This is a genomic window from Croceibacterium xixiisoli, from assembly GCF_009827305.1.
GTDB classification, from domain to species: domain Bacteria; phylum Pseudomonadota; class Alphaproteobacteria; order Sphingomonadales; family Sphingomonadaceae; genus Croceibacterium_C; species Croceibacterium_C xixiisoli.
Genome location: NZ_WTYJ01000001.1, coordinates 475,246 through 493,356, shown reverse-complemented (window position 1 = coordinate 493,356; position 18,111 = coordinate 475,246). Strand labels below are relative to the sequence as shown.

The 18,111-nt window shown below is 63.3% G+C and carries 18 protein-coding genes; 10 read left to right on the top strand and 8 right to left on the bottom strand.

Annotation, left to right across the window (positions count from 1 at the left end):
* The first annotated feature begins 63 nt into the window (after positions 1-63).
* The 4 genes from GRI97_RS02375 to GRI97_RS02360 all read left to right on the top strand — a co-directional run bounded on the left by GRI97_RS02375 (position 64) and on the right by GRI97_RS02360 (position 3,444).
* Positions 64-651, top strand: a complete 588-nt coding sequence (locus GRI97_RS02375; protein WP_161389523.1) for a DUF4136 domain-containing protein — start codon at positions 64-66, stop codon at positions 649-651.
* The gene (locus GRI97_RS02370) at positions 648-1,778 is read left to right on the top strand and encodes a M14 family metallopeptidase (RefSeq protein WP_161389522.1); all 1,131 of its coding nucleotides are present in this window, start codon (positions 648-650) and stop codon (positions 1,776-1,778) included. The genes GRI97_RS02375 and GRI97_RS02370 overlap by 4 nt, the downstream gene beginning before the upstream one ends.
* A 33-nt stretch (positions 1,779-1,811) precedes the next feature.
* The gene (locus GRI97_RS02365) at positions 1,812-2,219 is read left to right on the top strand and encodes an acyl-CoA thioesterase (RefSeq protein ID WP_161389521.1); all 408 of its coding nucleotides are present in this window, start codon (positions 1,812-1,814) and stop codon (positions 2,217-2,219) included.
* A gap of 94 nt (positions 2,220-2,313) precedes the next feature.
* A complete protein-coding gene (locus GRI97_RS02360) occupies positions 2,314-3,444 on the top strand; it encodes an aminotransferase class V-fold PLP-dependent enzyme (RefSeq protein WP_161389520.1) in 1,131 nt (376 codons plus the stop codon).
* Positions 3,445-3,493: 49 nt separating this feature from the next.
* Here the strand turns inward: GRI97_RS02360 and GRI97_RS02355 are convergent, their stop codons facing one another.
* Both GRI97_RS02355 and GRI97_RS02350 read right to left on the bottom strand, forming a co-directional pair.
* A complete protein-coding gene (locus tag GRI97_RS02355) occupies positions 3,494-4,192 on the bottom strand; it encodes a glycoside hydrolase family 25 protein (RefSeq protein WP_161389519.1) in 699 nt (232 codons plus the stop codon).
* Positions 4,193-4,236: 44 nt separating this feature from the next.
* On the bottom strand, positions 4,237-4,716 hold the full coding sequence (locus tag GRI97_RS02350) for a UPF0262 family protein (protein ID WP_377019607.1): 480 nt from the start codon (positions 4,714-4,716) through the stop codon (positions 4,237-4,239).
* 125 nt (positions 4,717-4,841) lie between these two features.
* Between GRI97_RS02350 and GRI97_RS02345 the strand changes: the two genes are divergently transcribed.
* On the top strand, positions 4,842-6,374 hold the full coding sequence (locus tag GRI97_RS02345; protein ID WP_161390781.1) for a replicative DNA helicase: 1,533 nt from the start codon (positions 4,842-4,844) through the stop codon (positions 6,372-6,374).
* Between the two features lie 19 nt (positions 6,375-6,393).
* Here GRI97_RS02345 and GRI97_RS02340 read toward each other — a convergent pair whose 3' ends face one another.
* A complete protein-coding gene (locus GRI97_RS02340; protein ID WP_161389517.1) occupies positions 6,394-7,179 on the bottom strand; it encodes a tetratricopeptide repeat protein in 786 nt (261 codons plus the stop codon).
* A 70-nt stretch (positions 7,180-7,249) separates the two neighbouring features.
* On the opposite strand from GRI97_RS02340, the gene rpoZ reads away from it, so the two are divergent.
* The 3 genes from rpoZ (at position 7,250) to GRI97_RS02325 (ending at position 9,078) form a co-directional block, all read left to right on the top strand.
* Entirely contained in the window at positions 7,250-7,594 is a 345-nt protein-coding gene (gene rpoZ / locus GRI97_RS02335) for a DNA-directed RNA polymerase subunit omega (RefSeq protein WP_161389516.1), read from the top strand.
* Between the two features lie 190 nt (positions 7,595-7,784).
* Positions 7,785-8,522 carry a ParA family protein gene (locus GRI97_RS02330; RefSeq protein WP_161389515.1) on the top strand — a complete coding sequence of 246 codons (738 nt, stop codon included), beginning with the start codon at positions 7,785-7,787 and terminating at the stop codon, positions 8,520-8,522.
* A 10-nt stretch (positions 8,523-8,532) separates the two neighbouring features.
* A complete protein-coding gene (locus GRI97_RS02325; protein WP_161389514.1) occupies positions 8,533-9,078 on the top strand; it encodes a hypothetical protein in 546 nt (181 codons plus the stop codon).
* Positions 9,079-9,142: 64 nt separating this feature from the next.
* Here GRI97_RS02325 and ftsH read toward each other — a convergent pair whose 3' ends face one another.
* Together ftsH and GRI97_RS02315 are read right to left on the bottom strand one after the other, a co-directional pair.
* Positions 9,143-11,083 (bottom strand): ATP-dependent zinc metalloprotease FtsH, encoded by a 1,941-nt coding sequence (gene ftsH, locus GRI97_RS02320; protein WP_161389513.1) that lies wholly within the window; start codon positions 11,081-11,083, stop codon positions 9,143-9,145.
* 117 nt (positions 11,084-11,200) lie between these two features.
* Entirely contained in the window at positions 11,201-12,424 is a 1,224-nt protein-coding gene (locus GRI97_RS02315) for a helix-turn-helix domain-containing protein (RefSeq protein WP_161389512.1), read from the bottom strand.
* Between the two features lie 112 nt (positions 12,425-12,536).
* On the opposite strand from GRI97_RS02315, the gene GRI97_RS02310 reads away from it, so the two are divergent.
* On the top strand, positions 12,537-14,669 hold the full coding sequence (locus GRI97_RS02310) for a TonB-dependent receptor (protein ID WP_161389511.1): 2,133 nt from the start codon (positions 12,537-12,539) through the stop codon (positions 14,667-14,669).
* 233 nt (positions 14,670-14,902) lie between these two features.
* Here the strand turns inward: GRI97_RS02310 and GRI97_RS02305 are convergent, their stop codons facing one another.
* Positions 14,903-15,109, bottom strand: a complete 207-nt coding sequence (locus GRI97_RS02305) for a hypothetical protein (protein WP_161389510.1) — start codon at positions 15,107-15,109, stop codon at positions 14,903-14,905.
* Between the two features lie 181 nt (positions 15,110-15,290).
* On the opposite strand from GRI97_RS02305, the gene GRI97_RS02300 reads away from it, so the two are divergent.
* The gene (locus GRI97_RS02300; protein ID WP_161389509.1) at positions 15,291-16,091 is read left to right on the top strand and encodes a class I mannose-6-phosphate isomerase; all 801 of its coding nucleotides are present in this window, start codon (positions 15,291-15,293) and stop codon (positions 16,089-16,091) included.
* A 6-nt stretch (positions 16,092-16,097) separates the two neighbouring features.
* Here GRI97_RS02300 and GRI97_RS02295 read toward each other — a convergent pair whose 3' ends face one another.
* Together GRI97_RS02295 and GRI97_RS02290 are read right to left on the bottom strand one after the other, a co-directional pair.
* On the bottom strand, positions 16,098-16,883 hold the full coding sequence (locus GRI97_RS02295) for an enoyl-CoA hydratase-related protein (RefSeq protein ID WP_161389508.1): 786 nt from the start codon (positions 16,881-16,883) through the stop codon (positions 16,098-16,100).
* A 64-nt stretch (positions 16,884-16,947) separates the two neighbouring features.
* Entirely contained in the window at positions 16,948-18,108 is a 1,161-nt protein-coding gene (locus GRI97_RS02290) for a glycosyltransferase (protein ID WP_161389507.1), read from the bottom strand.
* Between the last annotated feature and the right edge of the window lie 3 nt (positions 18,109-18,111).

Genomic DNA, 18,111 nt, shown 5'->3' with positions numbered 1-18,111 from the left:
GTTCACACAGCCGCAAGGGGCCGGGGCGCAGGTTCACCACTATAATTGGGGAGTAGGATTGTCATGCGGATTATCACCGTTCTCGCCCCGCTGGCGCTGCTTGGCGGCTGCGCCACCAGCTATGTTTCCCCGGTCGAGGTGACCCGATTCACGGGGGACGCGCCGAATCGGCTGAGCCTGGGCACGATTGCCGTACGCGCCGCGCCCGGCCAGCCGGGGGACAGCCTGGAATTTTCTGCCTATCAGAATGCCGTCGCCGCCGAACTGGGCCAGCTGGGCTATCGCGTGGTGCCGCTGGCGCAGGCAGCCCAGGTGGCCGAACTGCGGGTCGGCCGATCAGTGGCGCAGCCACAGCGCGGCCGGGGCCCGGTCAGCGTGGGTGTCGGCGGATCGACCGGCAGTTTCGGATCGGGGCTGGGTCTTGGCCTGGGGCTGGATCTGTCCGGCCGGCCCAAGGATCGGATCGACACCGAAATGGGTGTCGCCATTCGCGACAATGGCAATGGCCAGACCCTGTGGGAAGGGCGCGCCAGCTTCAGTGCATCGGCGGACAACGCCTATGCCGATCGGCAGCAGGCCGCCAATCGGCTGGCCGATGCGCTGTTCAGCGGCTTCCCCGGACAGTCCGGAGAGACTATCCAGGTCAAATGACCAACATCAGGATCGATGCCGTTTTCGACAGCGGCAATATCGCAGTGACCGCCATTGACGGCGCACAGGCCACGCTGACCATCCCGCGGGATCATCAGTCGGAATTTTTCCAGTGGTTTCATTTCCGCGTGTCCGGCGCCGCCGGGCGGGAACTGGAACTGAAGATCACAGGACTGAACGAATCGGCCTATCCCGGTGGCTGGACCGATTACCGCGCCTGCGTTTCCGAAGATCGCGAATATTGGGGTCGTACCGACAGCGAATTCGATGCCGGCGAAGCCAATGGCACGCTGACCATCCGCTATGCCCCGGCATCCGACATCGCCTGGTTCGCTTATTTCGCGCCCTATTCGCTGGAACGCCATCACGATCTGATTTCCGAAGCCACGGCCAGCGAAGGGGTGGAATATCGCTGCCTGGGCCAGACACTGGACGGCCGGCCGATCGATTGCCTGGAAATGGGCGAAGGCGATGTGCCCGTGTGGCTGTTCGCGCGCCAGCACCCGGGCGAAAGCATGGCCGAATGGTGGATGGAAGGGGCGCTGGAAACGCTGTGCGATCCGGCCGACCCGATTGCCCGCGTGCTGCGCGCCCGCTGCCGCATCCATGTGGTGCCCAATGCCAACCCCGATGGATCGTTTCGCGGCCATCTTCGCACCAATGCTGCCGGCATCAATCTCAACCGCGAATGGCATGAACCCAGCGCCGAAAAATCGCCCGAAGTGCTGGCGCTGCGCAATGCGATGGATGAAACCGGCGTCCGCTTTGCCATCGACGTCCATGGCGACGAAGCCATTGCCGCCAATTTCATCGCCGGGTTCGAAGGCATCCCGTCATGGACGGACACGCTGGGCGAAGAATACAACCGCTATCGCGCGATCCTGGATCGCCGCAGCCCGGATTTCCAAACGAAGATCGGCTATCCGGTGGCCCGCCCCGGCACCGCCAATCTGAGCATGAGCACCAACCAGCTGGCCGAACGCTTTGGCGCCTGCGCCATGACGCTGGAAATGCCGTTCAAGGACAATGCCGAACTGCCCGATCCGGAACAGGGCTGGAGCCCGGAACGCAGCAAGCTGCTGGCCCGCGATTGCCTGGCATCGCTGGCCGAATGGCTGGAGGGTTAAGGCTTCCCTTCACAAGGGCGGCGTGTTATTTACATGAATGTGAGTAACTCGCCGCCCTATATCTACCCCATCCGCGTCGCCGAGGCGGATATCGATTTCATGGGTCACGTGAACAACGCGTCTTACCTGACCTGGGTGCAGGAAGCAGTGATCGATCACTGGCGCGCCTTTGCCCCGGCAGAGGCGGTGACCCGGCATCTGTGGGTCGCTCTCAAGCATGAGATCACCTATCGCCGGCCGACATTCCTGGGCGACAGTGTTGTCGCCCGGGTCATTCTGGAAAAGGTTCAGGGCGCCCGCGCCTTCTACGAAACGCTGATCCAGCGCGGCGAGGACGTGGTGGCGGAAATCCGGTCCAGCTGGTGCTGCATCGATGCCGAGACGCTGCGTCCGACCCGCCCGGCACCCCATATCGTGGAACGTTTCTTCACCCCGCAATAGTGCCCCGCGCGGCGGGGTTCTGCCACAATCCACCATTGCCGGTTTGACTGGCACGGACAGGCAGGGCACGGGTCCTGACAGAGAGGAGATTCCCATGCCTGCGCTGCGTAACGATATTGATCCTGAAGGCCTGCTCGAATTCTCGGTCGTCTTTACCGACCGTTCGCTCAACCACATGAGCATCGCCTTCCAGCAGGTGATGCGCGATATCCATGAAACGCTGTGCGGCGTGTACAAGGCAGATCGCGCCGTAGTCGTCCCCGGCGGCGGCACCTATGGCATGGAAGCGGTCGCCCGCCAGTTCGCCACCGGGCGCAAGGTGCTGGTGGTGCGCAACGGTTTCTTCTCCTATCGCTGGACGCAGATCTTCGAAGCCGGATCGATCCCGGCCGAAGAAATCGTGATGAAGGCGCGCCGTCAGGGCGAAGGCCGGCAGGCGCCGTTCGCGCCAGCCCCGATCGACGAAGTCGTCGCCCGCATCCGTGCCGACAAGCCCGAGGTGGTGTTCGCGCCGCATGTCGAAACCGCATCGGGCATGATCCTGCCCGACGATTACATCCGCGCCCTGGCCGATGCCGTGCATGAACATGGCGGGTTGATGGTGCTGGATTGCGTGGCATCGGGCTGCGTCTGGGTGGACATGAAGGCAACCGGCGTCGACGTACTGATCTCGGCCCCGCAAAAGGGCTGGTCCGCCCCGCCATCGGCCGGGCTGGTGATGCTGAACGAAGCCGCGCTGGAACGCAGCCGCGCCAGCCAGTCGACAAGCTTCGCCATCGATCTGGGCAAGTGGAACACCATCATGGAAGCCTATCTGAACGGCGGCCATGCTTACCACGCCACCATGCCGACGGACGCGCTGCGCACCTTCCACGCCGCAATGCAGGAAACCGCCGCGATCGGTTTCGACAAGCTCGCCGCTGCGCAGTGGGAACAGGGCAATGCCGTGCGCGCGCTGCTGGCCAAGCATGGCGTCGCCTCGGTTGCCGCCGATGGCTTTGCCGCACCGGGTGTGGTGGTGTGCTACACCGATGATCCCGAAATCCAGAACGGCAAGAAATTCGCCGCGCTGGGCCTGCAGATCGCGGCCGGCGTGCCGCTGATGGTGGATGAAGGCGCCGATTACCGCAGCTTCCGCCTCGGCCTGTTCGGACTGGACAAGCTGAAGGATGTGCCCGCCAGCGTGGCGCGGCTCGAACAGGCGTTCGACCAGGTTCTCGGCTGATCGGGATCCGCAGGGCAGCGGCCAACAGCGCCTCTGCCCTGCGGGGTGTTTATGGACGCAGCGCCAGCCAGCGCAGCGGTTCGTCGCTGGCTTCGCTGGCGAAGCTGCTGTTGGCCGTCCAGATCGTCCAGGGACGGCCGGCGTAACCGGGTTCAAACCAGTCACGATCGAGCCACAGATTGCGTTCGATCCGGCTGGCGATGCCGTAATGCTCTTCGAATTCGGGCGAGATCTTCAGCACGGCGGGCTGGCCCACATGGCCTTCCACCTGGTTGAGGAAAGTGGTCAGTTCGCTTTCCACCGCCGCTTCGCTGACCGGGTTGGCGCAGGCCGTGGCGAGCTTGGTCAGGGCGATGGCGGGCGGCAAAAGGCCCGCGTCACGGGGCACGATGGTGACGAAATTCGCCGCCTGCCGCTCGGCCGGGATGCAGGGATCATAATAATGCAGCGCGCCGACCCGCAGCGCGCTCCGGCGTGCGAGCGGCAGATTGCGGGCAAAGGCGCCATCGCGCGCGCGCGCGCCTGCGCTCGCCTCCAGATAGACGAAGCTGGCGCCGACCGCCTTGTAGCCATTGAAATCGGCCGCCCCGTCGCGCGCACCGATCAGCACACCCTGCACCGGAAACCGGTCTTGCGGCGGCTGCCAGTGCTGGACCTGCCACCAGACCCAGCCCGCGACCACCAGCAGTGTCAGCAACAACAGCGCGGCAATGCGCCTGGGCCAGGAAAAACTCCTCTTCCGGATCATGCCGGCGATACCCCCAATCGAGAATTCAGGATGCAGGCTGAGAATCAGGCCTTGATATGCAGCACGCAGATGAGCGTGAACAGCCTGCGCGCTGTGGCGAAATCGGTTTCGACCTTTTCCTCCAGCGCTTCGAGCAGATGGCGCGTGGCCCTGTCGTGGATCGCCCGGCGTGCCATGTCGATGGTTTCGATTTCCTGCGCCGATGCCTTGCGCACCGCCTTGTAATAGGAATCGCAGATGGCGAAATATTCGCGCACGTCGCGGCGGAACCGGGCCAGACCGATCCCGATCGTCCCGGCATCGGCGCCGTTGCCATCCTGCACCGCCAGCACAAGCCGCCCATCCCGCACCGCCAGTTGCAGCGCCCAAGGGCCGACATGACCATGTTCGGTGGCGCGCAGCGGGGCAAAGCTGTTGTCATCTTCCAGATCGCGCAGGGCGATGGCGCGTTCCTGCTCCACATCGGGATTGCGCCACAAAATAGTGGCTTCATCCAGCACGATAGAGGCAATGCGGTTGACCATGACCGGCTTGCTTTCGCAGAGCGCGGGCGGTTTCGCAAATGCGAAACTTGTCATCCCCGCTTTCCACAGGGTCCATGCGTCCCGCCTGCCTTGCCGCCGCCTGCATCTGCGCGCATCAGGCCGTGATGCCGAACAACGATCTTCTGCTTCGCCCCGAATCGCCCAGCACCGCCGATGCCGCACCTGTCCGCGCACTGCCTTCCAATCCGGAGGCGGAGGCCGCGTTTCTGGGTGCGGTGCTGATCGACAATCGCGTGCTGGAAGAATTGCCCGTTCACCTGCGGCCCGAACATTTCTTCGAGCCGCTGCACGGGCGGATCTTCGATCGGATCGGCGTGCAGACGGACAAGCAGATGGTCGTCACCCCGGTGACGCTGAAGCCGTTTTTCGAAAGCGATCCGGCCATGGCGGAACTGGGCGGTACGTCCTATCTCGCCCGGCTGACGGCGGATGGGCAGGGCCTGCTCGCCCCGCGCGAAATTGCCCAGCAGATCTATGATCTGGCGCTGCTGCGCGAGCTGGTGAAGGTCGGCCGCACGCTGGTGGAAGACGCGCTGGACACCAGCGAGGCGGTCGAGCCGATGCGCCAGATCGAAGTGGCCGAAGCACGGCTGTTCGAAGTGGCCGAAGGTGCCGCCGGCACCAATGAGGCGGACAGTTTCGGCGGCGCCACGCGCAAGGCGCTGGGCATGATCGAGATCGCGCTGAATTCCGGCGGCCATGTGTCCGGCAAGACCACCGGCCTCACCTCAGTGAATGACAAGGTCGGCGGGTTGCACGATTCCGACCTTATCATCCTGGCCGGCCGCCCGGGCATGGGCAAGACATCGCTGGTGACCAACATCGCCTTCAACTGCGCATCCCGGTTTCTGGAAGACACCAAGACCCACGGCATCGCGGCGGACAAATCGGTGGGGGCGCCGGTCGCCTTCTTCAGCCTGGAAATGTCCAGCGACCAGCTGGCCACGCGTATCCTGGCCGAACAGGCCGGCATTTCCAGCGAATCGCTGCGCATGGGCAAGATCAGCCGCGATGAGTTTCACGAATTGTCCTATGCCAGCCAGAGACTGGCCGAATTGCCGCTGTTCATCGACGATACGCCGGCCCTGTCCATCGGCGCGCTGCGCACCCGCGCCCGGCGGCTGAAGCGGCGGCATGATATCGGCCTGATCATCGTCGACTATCTGCAGCTGCTGCAGGGTTCCGGCCGCGCGCAGGACAATCGCGTGAACGAAATTTCCGAGATCAGCCGTGGTCTGAAAACCCTGGCCAAGGAATTGAGCGTGCCGGTGATCGCCCTGTCGCAGCTGAGCCGTGCGGTGGAACAGCGCGAAGACAAGCGCCCGATGCTGTCCGACCTGCGCGAATCGGGATCGATCGAACAGGACGCCGACATGGTGTGGTTCGTGTTCCGCGAAGATTATTATGTCGCATCGCGCGAGCCCAAGCGCCCGATCGAGAGCGACGATGCCAAAACGCATGAGGCGCACAATGCCTGGGCCGCCGAAATGGAGCGTGTGTTCGGCCTGGCCGAACTGATCGTGGCCAAGCAGCGCCATGGTTCCACGGGCAAGGTGCGGATGAAGTTCGAAGCCAAGATCACCCGCTTCAGCGATCTGGCCGAAGGGGATTACCAAGGCAGCCAGTACGACGATTGATTGCTGCAGATTGGGGCTGTCACGCCACAGCCATATCGGCGGCATCGTCACCGTTTCTCAGTGTTCCGTCCATATGCTGCCCCAGCAACGTCCGGAATTCCTGGGCACCCTGCCGCATCTCGCGCCAGCCGAACCGGCCCCGCATTTTCCAGCGTGCGAGCACCAGTCTGGCGCCGGGATGACCGCCTGCTGCTGCCTGTTCGATCAGCGGCCGGACGGCGCGGGCGGTCCTCTTGCGCGGAGATCGTTCGTACTGCAGCCAGCCCAGCCAGAAGCTGGACGGTAGGAAGCCGGAATCCACGCCGTCCTGCAGGATGGCCACCCATGTTTCATTGATGCGATGATTGCACAGCAGCCTGGCTAGCCGCAATGTGGCGGTCCACGATCCGGCCATCAGTGCCTGATCATAGAAGTTTTCGGCCGCTGCTAAATCCCGCTCTGTCCCCCAGCCGAATTCAAGATGGCGCCCGGCTTGCTGCATTGCCCAGACCGAGCCCCTGCCTGCCAGTTCCCGGTACATGTCGAACGCGGCGGCTGAATCCGTGGCCTGCAGATCAAAGGCGCGCATGTTCTGTTCGCGAACATCCTCGTCATCGGCCATCCACAGGTCCCAGTCATTGGACATGCTCTGTTCCCATAGTGTCGAAGTCTGCCAGAACGCACGATTGCTATGCGCATCGTCCCACAGGTTGCTGAGGAAGTTTCTCCATAAGCTGTGTGTCATGTGGATCAGCATATCAGATCGCACGAGATTCTTGCATATATCAAATTCAGTCGCAGTGCAGATCGAGGCGCAGCCGGGCAAAAACTTGACTCTGGCGCCATCTGGCCATAGATGGCGCTCTTTCCGGAAAACCGCTGATTACGGAGTGCCCATGGCGCGCGTTACAGTCGAAGATTGTGTCGACAAGATCCCCAACCGTTTCGATCTCGTCCTGCTGGCCGCTCAGCGCGCGCGGGAGATTTCCGGTGGCGCCGAACTGACGCTCGACCGCGATCGCGACAAGAACCCGGTCGTGGCGCTGCGTGAAATCGCCGAACAGACCGTGCGCCCGCGCAATCTGCATGAAAGCGTCGTGCAGTCGCTGCAGCGCGTGCTGCCGGACGAAGAAGATGAAGCTGATGAAATCGGTTCGCTGAGCCAGTCGGCCGAAGCCATGCGCCTGTCGGCCGCGGCACCGGCCCGCTCGACCTCGATCGGTGGCGATTACGACGGCTGATCGCCGGTTTCGCTGATCGATACAGCAAGGGGGCTGCCTGCAAGGGTGGCCCCTTTTCTTTTGGGTCACGGCTGATCGAAGACCTGTTTGAGCCGCCTTACCGGCTTCCATCTGTGACACACCAACCTGCCCCCTTGCGCCTTCGGTCAGATCGGCGATGGTGGGATATGGGACAAGGAGGATGGCCGGCATGGCGGTGATTGCGGTGTACAGCGTGAAGGGCGGGGTTGGGAAAACCACCATTTCCGCCAATCTTGCCTGGTGTTCGGCCGCCGTATCCCGCCGCAAGACCTTGCTGTGGGATCTCGATGCCGCAGGTGGATCGGGCTATCTGTTCGGCGTGGCGCCGCAGGGCGGCAGCGGCGCAGGCAGTGTGTTTTCCAAGGATGCCGATCCCGATACGCTGATCTGCAAGACCAGCACCCCCAAGCTGGACCTGCTGCCCGCCGATGAATCGCTGCGCGAACTCGATTCGCTGTTCGCCCGGCTGGGCAAGCGCAAGCGGCTGGCCAATCTGGCGGAGAGCCTGACCAAGCGATATGACCGCATCATCCTGGATTGCCCGCCGGTGCTGAACGAGATCAGCGCCCAGGTGGTCCGCGCAGCCGATTGCGTGATCGTGCCGCTGCCACCCTCCCCACTGTCTGCCCGTGCATTCGAACTGGTGCGGCGGGAAATACGCACCCATGCCAAGGTGCATCCGCCGATCCTGCCGGTGCTGTCGATGATCGATCTGCGGCGCGGGCTGCACCGCGATGCGCGCGCCGAGCATCCGGACTGGCCGGTGGTGCCGCTGGCCAGCGCGATCGAACAATGCGCCGTGCGCCAGGCGCCGGTCGGCAGCTTCGCCCCTTCTTCGCCCGCCGCGCGCGGCTTTGCCCAGCTGTGGACCGCCGTGGAGCGCAAGCTGGCCGAGATCGCCGGGTGAGGCAGACGGTTTGACCGATCGCGACTTCACCCTCGCCCCGGTGCGATCGTTCGCCAGCGAACGCCTGCTGGGCGCGCAGGATCCGACACTGTTGCCGCCGGGTGCCGAGCTGATCGCAGATATCGAGCGGGCAATGCTGCTGGAGAATGCGCAGGATTTGCCGCCTGGCTATCGGATCTGGCGCGATGTCATCAATGCGGCGCTGTCGCCGTTCTATTCCGCACCGGCTGCCGCTGAGGGCCGGGTGCTGATAGAGGCGGAAGCTGACGCCATCTGGAGCGGCTGCGGCGAGTTCGAGCAGGCGCTGAAGATCAGCCAGCTGCGCAAGACGATCACCCCGTTCGAAGAGTTCTGGCTGACCATCGCCTATGATCTGTTCGAACTGCTGCAATCGGTATCGCTGGGCCGCCATGTGAACGAAGCGGACAATGACCCGGTGCTGGAGGCAATATTCTGCGTAGTGCAGGCGGGGTTTTACCCCTGTGGCTGGAACGGCGAAAGCGGCATCTGCGCCTTCGATCCGCGCGAGCTGGAGGGCTTTCGGCCGGTGTGGTGACCCCAACAAGAAGGGCCGCCTGACCCATCGGTCAGGCGGCCCTTCTTGTAATCGCGGTTGGGGATCAGGCGCCCTGAGGGGCTTCCCCGCCGAAGCGCTTGCCCGCCTTGGGAATGGCGGAGCCATGTACCGGCTGAATCTTGATCGGGCCGCTCGGGCGTTCCGGGCGATCGATCCGGCCGTCTTCCAGCAACTGCTTGATGTCGTCACCGGTCAGCGTTTCATATTCGAGCAGGGCCTGGGCCAGCAGATGCAACTGGTCCTGGTGTTCGGTCAGCAGATCGCTGGCGCGCTGATATCCGCCTTCCACCAGGGCGCGGATCTCGGCATCGATCAGCTTGCTGGTATCGCCGGAAGTCATCAGGCGCTGCGAGCCGCCCATGCCCAGATAGCCTTCCTGTTGGTCTTCATATTGCAGCGGGCCGAGCTTTTCGGACATGCCCCATTTGGTGACCATGTTGCGGGCCAGGCCGGTGGCATATTGGATGTCGCCGCTGGCGCCGCTCGACACCTTGTCATGGCCAAAGATGATTTCTTCCGCCACGCGGCCACCCATGCTGACCGCCAGATTGGCGTGCATCTTGTCGCGATGATAGGAATAGCTGTCCCGTTCCGGCAGGCGCATCACCATGCCCAGCGCGCGACCGCGCGGGATGATGGTGGCCTTGTGGATCGGATCCGATGCCGGTTCATGCACGGCGACGATGGCATGGCCCGCCTCGTGATAGGCGGTCATCTTCTTCTCGTCCTCGGTCATGACCATGGAACGGCGTTCCGCCCCCATCATCACCTTGTCCTTGGCGTCTTCGAATTCCTGCATCGCAACCAGACGCTTGGAACGCCGGGCAGCCAGCAGCGCCGCTTCATTGACCAGATTGGCCAGATCTGCACCCGAAAAGCCGGGCGTGCCGCGCGCAATGGTGCGCGGGTTTACGTCGGGGGCCAGCGGAACCTTCTTCATGTGGACAGCCAGGATCTTCTCCCGCCCCTCGATGTCGGGCACAGGCACCACGACCTGACGGTCGAAACGGCCGGGGCGCAACAGCGCGGGATCGAGCACGTCGGGGCGGTTGGTGGCAGCGATGATGATGATACCTTCATTGGCCTCAAAACCATCCATTTCCACCAGCAGCTGATTGAGCGTCTGTTCGCGTTCGTCGTTCGAATTGCCCAGACCATGGCCACGGTGGCGGCCGACGGCATCGATTTCGTCGATGAAGACGATGCAGGGCGCATTCTTCTTCGCCTGTTCGAACATGTCGCGCACGCGGCTGGCGCCGACGCCGACGAACATTTCGACGAAGTCCGAACCCGAAATGGTGAAGAACGGCACGCGCGCCTCACCCGCGATGGCGCGGGCAAGCAGCGTCTTGCCGGTACCGGGCGAGCCGACCAGCAGCGCGCCCTTGGGAATCTGGCCGCCCAGCTTGGAAAAACGCTGCGGATCGCGCAGGAATTCGACGATTTCTTCCAGCTCTTCACGCGCTTCGTCGATGCCGGCGACATCATCGAACGTCACCCGGCCCTGCTTTTCGGTCAGCAGCTTGGCCTTGGATTTGCCAAAGCCCATGGCGCCCGATCCGCCACCCTTCTGCACCTGGCGCAGGGCGAAGAACGCCACGCCCAGGATCAGCAGGAACGGCAGCGACTGGATCAGGATCATGAACAGCATGCTCTGCTGCTGCGGCGCGATGCCGGAGAAGCGGACGTTGTTCTGCTCCAGCAGCTCGGTCAGATTGGTGTCGCCGGCTACCGGAAGGGTGACGAAGGTTTCGTCATTCTTCAGCCGGCCGGTGATCCGATCCGGTCCGATCTGCACCTCTTCCACGCTGCCTTCGGCAACCTTGGAGCGGAAATCGGAATATTTCAGCTGCGTGCCCGCCGTTTCACGGGGGCCACCCACGATGGAAACCACCACCAGCAGGGCCAAGAAAATCCCGCCCCACATCAGCAGGCTCTTCATCCAGGGATTGCCATTGTTCTCAGGTTCGCGATTTTCGCTCATGCACCGGGCCTTTCTCCACAGGCAATGTAGGTCGCCATGGGTGAATGGCAAGCTAATGCCGACGGAAAGCGCGGCGGCGGCGGCAACCTGTCGGGCGCCGCCGCGCGCTGGGTTTCGTCAGGGGCGTTTGCCAGCGTAGACCAGTCTGTCGGACAGGTCTGCGCCCTGCTGCCCGGTGATCTGGTACAGCGCTTCGAAATCGCCGCCGCCGGCCAGATCGGCAACCTGTGCGGGCAGATCGGGAACCGCCACGGTCGGCGCAATGCCGCGCAGGCCCGTGTCGCGCGAACCGGCCAGAATGGCGACCAGCGCGCCGCTGGGTGTGCGGTAGCGGGCGACGTAGCCGTAATCATGATAATAGGCAGAGGATGCCAGCCGGCGTGCTTCCTGGCTGGTGTAGACCTTGCCGTCGCGACGATCGATCAGCTCGTCATAGGTTTCGCCCAGTTCGAAATGCGATCCGGTAAAGGTTTCATCTTCCAGCAGCTTCAGTCCACTGAACAAGCCCACATAGATGACGTCGAAATAATTGAGCATGTCGGGCTGCAGTTCGGAGGCGGGGATCACGCTGATCTGCCGCCCTTCGCGCGCCAGCACGGGAATGACCGCACGCAGCCCATAGGCGGAGGAGAACGGCAGGTAATTGAGCCCGACATCTTCCGATTGGCCGAAGCGATCGGGGTGCAGTTCCTGCATCACCACCAGATCATTGGCCGAATTGACGCGGAAATCGCGAATCAGCCGCCCCTCGTCAGGCCGGACCGGATCGATTTCGCCGTAGATATAATAGTCGCCGAGCACGATCAGCGTCGGCCGACGCGATTCGACGAAGGGCTGCCACAGTGCATTGACCGGCGCATGGGACTTGATGCCCTGCCATCGCCCGATGAAAAACACGCCCACCAGCACAACCAGCATGATCGCCGCACCCGCAATCACCAGCCGGCGCGGGAAGACCGGCGCGGCGACCGGAACCACGATGTCGGGTTCGATCGGTTCGGAAACGGCGAATTCCTGGGCGAAACGCAGCGCATAGGTGCCGCTGGGTATTTCGAGTCGCCGGCTGCCGCTTTCATCGCTGGCGTAGAAATCTTCCAACCGCTTGCGCAGACGATGGACATAGACTCGGACGGTGGCGTCATCGGCGTCGGTAGCCGACTGGCCGAACACCGCCTCGGCAATCTCCGGCTGAGTCGCGGGGATGCCTTCCCCCCCGCGTTCGGCCAGATAGTCGAACAATTCGCGCACGCGCCCTGCTTCGCCAGCCACGCGATGCGCGCGCAACCGGGCGATTTCCATCGCATAGGCGTCTTTTTCTGCGTCAGACGGGCCAGTGGCCAATTCTCGATCCTTTAAAAAAGCCCGGATTTCTGCGGTGTAACGCTGTGTAACGGGGCAATTACCGTAATTTACTTGGCTTGGCGAACCGCACCGTCGATCCATGGTGACAGCAATGACCACGACTACGCAATCCCTGAGCCGTTACGGCACCGCAATCACTGCCAGCACCATGGCGGCCCTGTGCCTCATGGCGGTACCAGCCCATGCCCGGGCCCGGTTGGCGAGGGGCAGCGACGATGCGGATCAGCCGGCCTCGGGGAGCAACGAGGCGGCAGGCGAGGCAAGGAACACCGCTGCCGGCAATGATGACAACGTCATCATCGTTTACGGCCGAGGCGAACGCCGGATCGGCATAGCTGGCGCTGCCAGCGAAGGTGGCGTGGCCGGCGCGGATCTGGAGGTTCGCCCGCTGCTGCGCCCCGGCGAACTGCTGGAAGCGACCCCGGGCCTGATCGCAACCCAGCATTCGGGCGGCGGCAAGGCCAATCAGTTTTTCCTGCGCGGTTTTAACCTCGATCACGGCACCGATCTGTCTGTAACCATGGATGGCGTGCCGATGAACTTCCGCACCCATGGCCACGGCCAGGGCTATCTGGACGTCAACGGGCTGATCCCCGAAACCGTGCAGCGCGTCGATTACCGCAAGGGGCCCTATCGCGCCGATGCGGGCGATTTCAGCTTCGTGGGATCGACCTTTATCACCACCCATGACCGGATGGATCCCTTCGCTTTGGCTGAAGTGGGATCCTATGGCTATCGCCGCTTCGTGGCCGGCGGTTCCACCCAGGTCGGCGGCGGCGATCTGGTGCTGGTGGGCCAGGCAAAGTTCAACAACGGCCCCTGGTCGCTGCCCGAAGATTTCGCCGGCTATTCCGGCTATCTCAAATATTCGCTGCCGCTGGGCGATGGCACGCTGCGCGCATCGGCGACCGTGTTCGACGCCAGCTGGGCGCCGACCGAACAGCTGCCCGAACGCGCCGTCGGCACGCTGGTGGATGATCGTTACGGCACGCTGGACCGCACGTTGCGCGGCAATACCGAACGGCAGATCTTTGCGCTGAACTACGATTCGGACGATTGGCGGGTGAATGCCTATCTCCAGCATTACGACTGGAGCCTGCTGTCGAACTTCACCTATTTCCTGGAAGACCCGGTCAATGGCGATCAGCTGCGCCAGTATGACCAGCTGTGGACCTATGGCGGCCGGCTGGAACGCACGGTCCGCCTGGGCGAAACGCTATCGCTGCGGGCAGGCGTCGAAGGCCGGGTTGACGATATCGGCCGCGTCGGGCTGGATGAAACCATCGAGGGGGTGAAGGAATTCACCGTTGGCGCCTTCGCCGTCAACGAAAGCTCTGTCGGCGTTTATGCCGAGGCGATCTGGAAACCGGTCGAACGGCTGATGCTGATCGGCGGCGCACGCGGCGATTTCTATCGCTTCAGCACCCGCGCGCTGGAAGGCGAAAGCAGCTGGAGCGGGGTGGTGAAGGACAGCATCTTCACCCCCAAGATCGGCGCCAATTACCAGGTCTTCGACGGCGTGGCGCTCTATGCCAATTATGGCGAAGGCTTCCATTCCAACGACGCGCGTGGCGTGACCAACCCCGATGACCCCGCCCCCGGGCTGGTGAAGGGCAATTTCAAGGAAGTGGGCGGCCGGATCGAGCATGGCGGCCTGATCCTGAGCGGGGTGTATTGGTGGAGCCAGATCGCCAGCGAGCTGATCTATGTCGGCGATGCTGGCGCGGTCGAGCCCAGCGATCCAAGCAAGCGTCATGGTTATGAGTTGACCGCCTTCTGGAAGCCGCTGAGCTGGCTGGCCATTGATGGCGTATGGACGGCATCGCATGCCCGCTTCGTCGGCCTGCCCGAGGGCGAAAACTACGTTCCCGGCGCATTGGAAGCCGCCGGAGAGCTGGGTGTTTCAGCGATCTTCCCGGAATTCAATGCGGCGGCGCGGTTGCGTTATCTGGGGCCGCATGCGCTGATCGAAGACAATTCGCAGCGCGGCCAACAGACCGCGCTCGTCAATCTGCGCGGCGCCTGGACCCCGCGCAATCTGGGTGGCCTGACCGGCCTCGAACTCTACGGCGAAGTGCTGAATGTGTTCGATTCAGAAGGCGACGATATCGATTATTTCTACGTCACACGCCTGCCTGGTGAACCGGCTGACGGCATTGAGGGCCGCAACAGCCGAATCGTCGAACCGCGGCAGTTCCGCGTCGGGGCGAAAATGACATTCTGAGCTCCTCAGCCCAGCACTATTAGTTCGCAGTGCCGGGTGCTCTTGGCCCACTCGTCCCCCGACGGGTGGGCCTTTTTTTGCTTGTTCAAAGCACGGCCTGCGGTTCGCAGATGTCCCAAGCACAGGGGATTTGTCAATCCTGCGTATCATCTGCCCTGCAAGAGGCAGTGAAACGCTGCATTTTCGCAACTGTTACCGTAACGCGTGAACCGCTTACGCCCGCAGAATATCCATCACCTGCGGAAGGGCAGCAGTGTAACGGGCGACATCTTCCAGCTTGCGGTGCTGACGCGCGAGTAATTGTTCGCCACGCCATAGGCCCCGCGGATGGAAATGTTCCATTCTGCCATCGCTTTCTGCAGGGCGTTGGCATCGGGCACGGCGACGAAGACGAGCCATCGCATCCTTGACGTCGCATAGCCAAGGGCCAGCCCCGCCATGCCGCATATTTTGGAAAAGGAGTGGCGGACGGTCACATCCTGCCGGCCCGGACCAGGTCGACCAGCGAGTTCCCCTTCGGATGCGTCAAAATCATCCCGGCGCGCCGGTTAAATTTTGCAATCTGCGCCGCCGGAAGCCATTGCCATAGGCAGAATCGCAACCATCACGGACGCCGGACCCATGCTGCTGACCACCAAGACTGTCGAGAAGCCCTGGGGAAAGGATGTGCTGCCCGCGCCCTTCACAGCACCCGAAGGCCAGCGGATCGGCGAAATCTGGTTCGAGCCCCCGGCCGAACTGCCGCAGCTGCTGGTGAAATACATCTTCACTTCCGAAAAACTGTCTGTGCAGGTGCACCCGTCGGACAGCCAGACCGAAGCAGCGGGCATCGGCAAGCAGGGCAAGGAAGAATGCTGGCTGGTGATCGATGCGGAACCCGGCGCTGTGCTGGGGGTGGGTTTCCATGACGATCTGGATGCCGAAACCATGCGCGCGGCCGCGCTGGACGGGTCGATCGAGGATATGCTGGTGTGGCACCCGGTCACGCCGGGGGATTTCTTCTATATCCCGGCCAACACCGTGCATGCGATCGGTGGCGGGGTCAGCATCATCGAGATCCAGCAGAATTCGGACATCACCTATCGCCTGTTCGATTACGGCCGCCCGCGCGAGCTGCATCTGGAACAGGGCATCAAGGTGTCGCAGGGCAAGCCGCACGATCCCGCGCTGCACCGCATGGTGCCTGCCAGCGGCAATGCGACGCTGGTCGAAGGGCCTTATTTCCGGCTCGACAAGATCGAAGGCGCACCGCCCGCCGATGTCGCGGCGCATTATCCCGGCGCGCTGCTGGTGATCCCGCGCCAGGGCAGCGTGACCGTGACCGGCGATGTGATCAACCCGGGCCAATGCGCACTGGCAGCGTCGCTGGCAGACGTCGATTTCAGCGCCAGCGAGAGCTGCCTGATCACACGGCCAGCCTGATCGCGATCAGCGGCCGGTGAAAACGCCCGGCCGCTTTTCGACGAAGGCGGCCATGCCTTCCTGCTTGTCGGCGGTGGCCGTCATCAGCTGAAACAGCCGCCGTTCGTGCACGATGCCCTGCTCCAGCGGCATTTCGAACGCGGCATTGACCAGTTCCTTGCAAGCCAGCACCGCCAGCGGCGGCATGGCCGCGATCGTGGCGGCCGTCGCCAGCGCATCATCCAGCAGTTCTTCGGGCGCAACGACCCGGGCCACCAGCCCGGCGCGTTCCGCTTCCTGCGCATCGATCATCCGGCCGGTCAGGATCATTTCCATCGCCTTGGCCTTGCCCACGGCACGGGTCAGCCGCTGGGTGCCGCCCATGCCGGGTGGTACACCCAGGCGCACCTCGGGCTGGCCGAATTTCGCCCTGTCCGATGCGATGATGAAATCGGCCATCATCGCCACTTCGCAGCCGCCGCCCAGGGCAAAACCGTTCACCGCCGCGATCCATGGCTTGCGTACGGCCTTGACCACATGACTCTGCCAGCGGGCGAACATGTCCGCGGTATAGAAATCGACCATCGGTCGGTCGGCCATTTCCTTGATATCGGCACCGGCGGCGAAGGCTTTTTCCCCCGCGCCGGTCACCACGGCGCAGCGCAGCCCATCATCGGCTTCGTAATCGGCGAAGGCCGCAATCAGTTCTTCGAGAACCTGCGCATTCAGCGCATTGAGCGCCTGCGGCCGGTTCAGCGTGATCAGCAGCACCGCCCCGCGTTGTTCCGTCGTGATCACTTCAAACCCGGCCATGTGCAGATCCTTTCAGCGGCTTACCCATGCCGCATGATGACTGCGCGGCGCAAGCCTGCAGGGATCAGGCGGCGCTGCGGCGAGGGCGGGCCTGGATGGTGGCATATTCGGCGTAGAGCGCGCGGAAATGATCATCGATCGACATGGACCGCGCTTCCGGCCGCTGCAGCTCCGGCGTTTTCAGCAAGGTCAGGATCGCGTCGGCCGCGCTCGTGGCACTGGCTGCACGGTAATGCAGCCCCGAACCATCGCGCCCATGATCGGCGGCACCACCCAGATCGGGCACGATTACCGGTATGCCGCTGGCCCGCGCCTCGGCCGCCGCCATGCAGAATGTTTCGGCGTCGCAGCCATGGATCAGCGCATCGCAGCTGGCCACGATCCGGGCGAATTTGTGCCGATCGGTTTCCGGTTCGAAAAGGCGCACATGCGGATTGCCGGCGATATGGGCCTGAACCTTGGCCCGCACCTTCCCCTTGCCAAAAATCACCAGCCCCAACGGGGCCGACTGGCTGGCAAGCTGCACGGCATCGATCACCATCGGCCAGCGCTTTTCATTGCTCAGCCGCCCGACCCCCAGCAACAGCCGCGCTTCGGGTGGCAGATTGCAATGGCGCAGCAGTTCGGTGCGCAATTCCTCATCACGCAGCTGAGGCGAAAACAGATTGGGCTCCACCCCCATGGGGATGGTCACCACATTATCCACTCCGGCGTGGGTCAGACGGTCGGCGAATTCATGGCTGGCGCACACCACCCGGTCATAGACCTGGCCCATTTCGCGCATGTGGTCCTGAAACTGATAGAACAGCCGCTCGATCCGTTCCCGCCGCAGCAGGGGTGACAGCCAGCGATAGGCATAGGCCGACATCGGATCGGCATGCATCACCAGCGAGAGCGGCACATTGCCGTCCCAGCGCGCGACCATGCTCGGGCTGCGCCAGGGGGATGATACCTCCACCACATCCGGGCGCGCGTCATCCAGCGCCTTCCAGATGGAATCGGCATGTTCGAAATAATAGTATTTCCGGTCGAGGAAGAAACGCGGGCTAGGGATCATCACCATCCGTGCGCCCGGCCCGCGCTCTATCACCTTTGCCTCCGGGCCTGGAATCACGACCGTCAGATCATGCCCCAGTTGCGGCGTGATGCGGATTTTCTGTTCGATATAGGTCCGCACACCGCCGCCATGCGGGGTGTAGAAACCGCAGACATCGACGATCCGCATGGT

Excerpts from the sequence above, each read along its gene's own strand:
- GRI97_RS02375 (WP_161389523.1), top strand. The coding sequence starts at position 64 with ATGCGGATTATCACCGTTCTCGCCCCGCTGGCGCTGCTTGGCGGCTGC.
- GRI97_RS02370 (WP_161389522.1), top strand. The coding sequence starts at position 648 with ATGACCAACATCAGGATCGATGCCGTTTTCGACAGCGGCAATATCGCA.
- GRI97_RS02365 (WP_161389521.1), top strand. The coding sequence starts at position 1,812 with ATGAATGTGAGTAACTCGCCGCCCTATATCTACCCCATCCGCGTCGCC.
- GRI97_RS02360 (WP_161389520.1), top strand. The coding sequence starts at position 2,314 with ATGCCTGCGCTGCGTAACGATATTGATCCTGAAGGCCTGCTCGAATTC.
- GRI97_RS02355 (WP_161389519.1), bottom strand. The coding sequence starts at position 4,192 with ATGATCCGGAAGAGGAGTTTTTCCTGGCCCAGGCGCATTGCCGCGCTG.
- GRI97_RS02350 (WP_377019607.1), bottom strand. The coding sequence starts at position 4,716 with ATGGTCAACCGCATTGCCTCTATCGTGCTGGATGAAGCCACTATTTTG.
- GRI97_RS02345 (WP_161390781.1), top strand. The coding sequence starts at position 4,842 with ATGCCGAACAACGATCTTCTGCTTCGCCCCGAATCGCCCAGCACCGCC.
- rpoZ (WP_161389516.1), top strand. The coding sequence starts at position 7,250 with ATGGCGCGCGTTACAGTCGAAGATTGTGTCGACAAGATCCCCAACCGT.
- GRI97_RS02330 (WP_161389515.1), top strand. The coding sequence starts at position 7,785 with ATGGCGGTGATTGCGGTGTACAGCGTGAAGGGCGGGGTTGGGAAAACC.
- ftsH (WP_161389513.1), bottom strand. The coding sequence starts at position 11,083 with ATGAGCGAAAATCGCGAACCTGAGAACAATGGCAATCCCTGGATGAAG.
- GRI97_RS02310 (WP_161389511.1), top strand. The coding sequence starts at position 12,537 with ATGACCACGACTACGCAATCCCTGAGCCGTTACGGCACCGCAATCACT.
- GRI97_RS02305 (WP_161389510.1), bottom strand. The coding sequence starts at position 15,109 with ATGGCGGGGCTGGCCCTTGGCTATGCGACGTCAAGGATGCGATGGCTC.
- GRI97_RS02300 (WP_161389509.1), top strand. The coding sequence starts at position 15,291 with ATGCTGCTGACCACCAAGACTGTCGAGAAGCCCTGGGGAAAGGATGTG.
- GRI97_RS02295 (WP_161389508.1), bottom strand. The coding sequence starts at position 16,883 with ATGGCCGGGTTTGAAGTGATCACGACGGAACAACGCGGGGCGGTGCTG.
- GRI97_RS02290 (WP_161389507.1), bottom strand. The coding sequence starts at position 18,108 with ATGCGGATCGTCGATGTCTGCGGTTTCTACACCCCGCATGGCGGCGGT.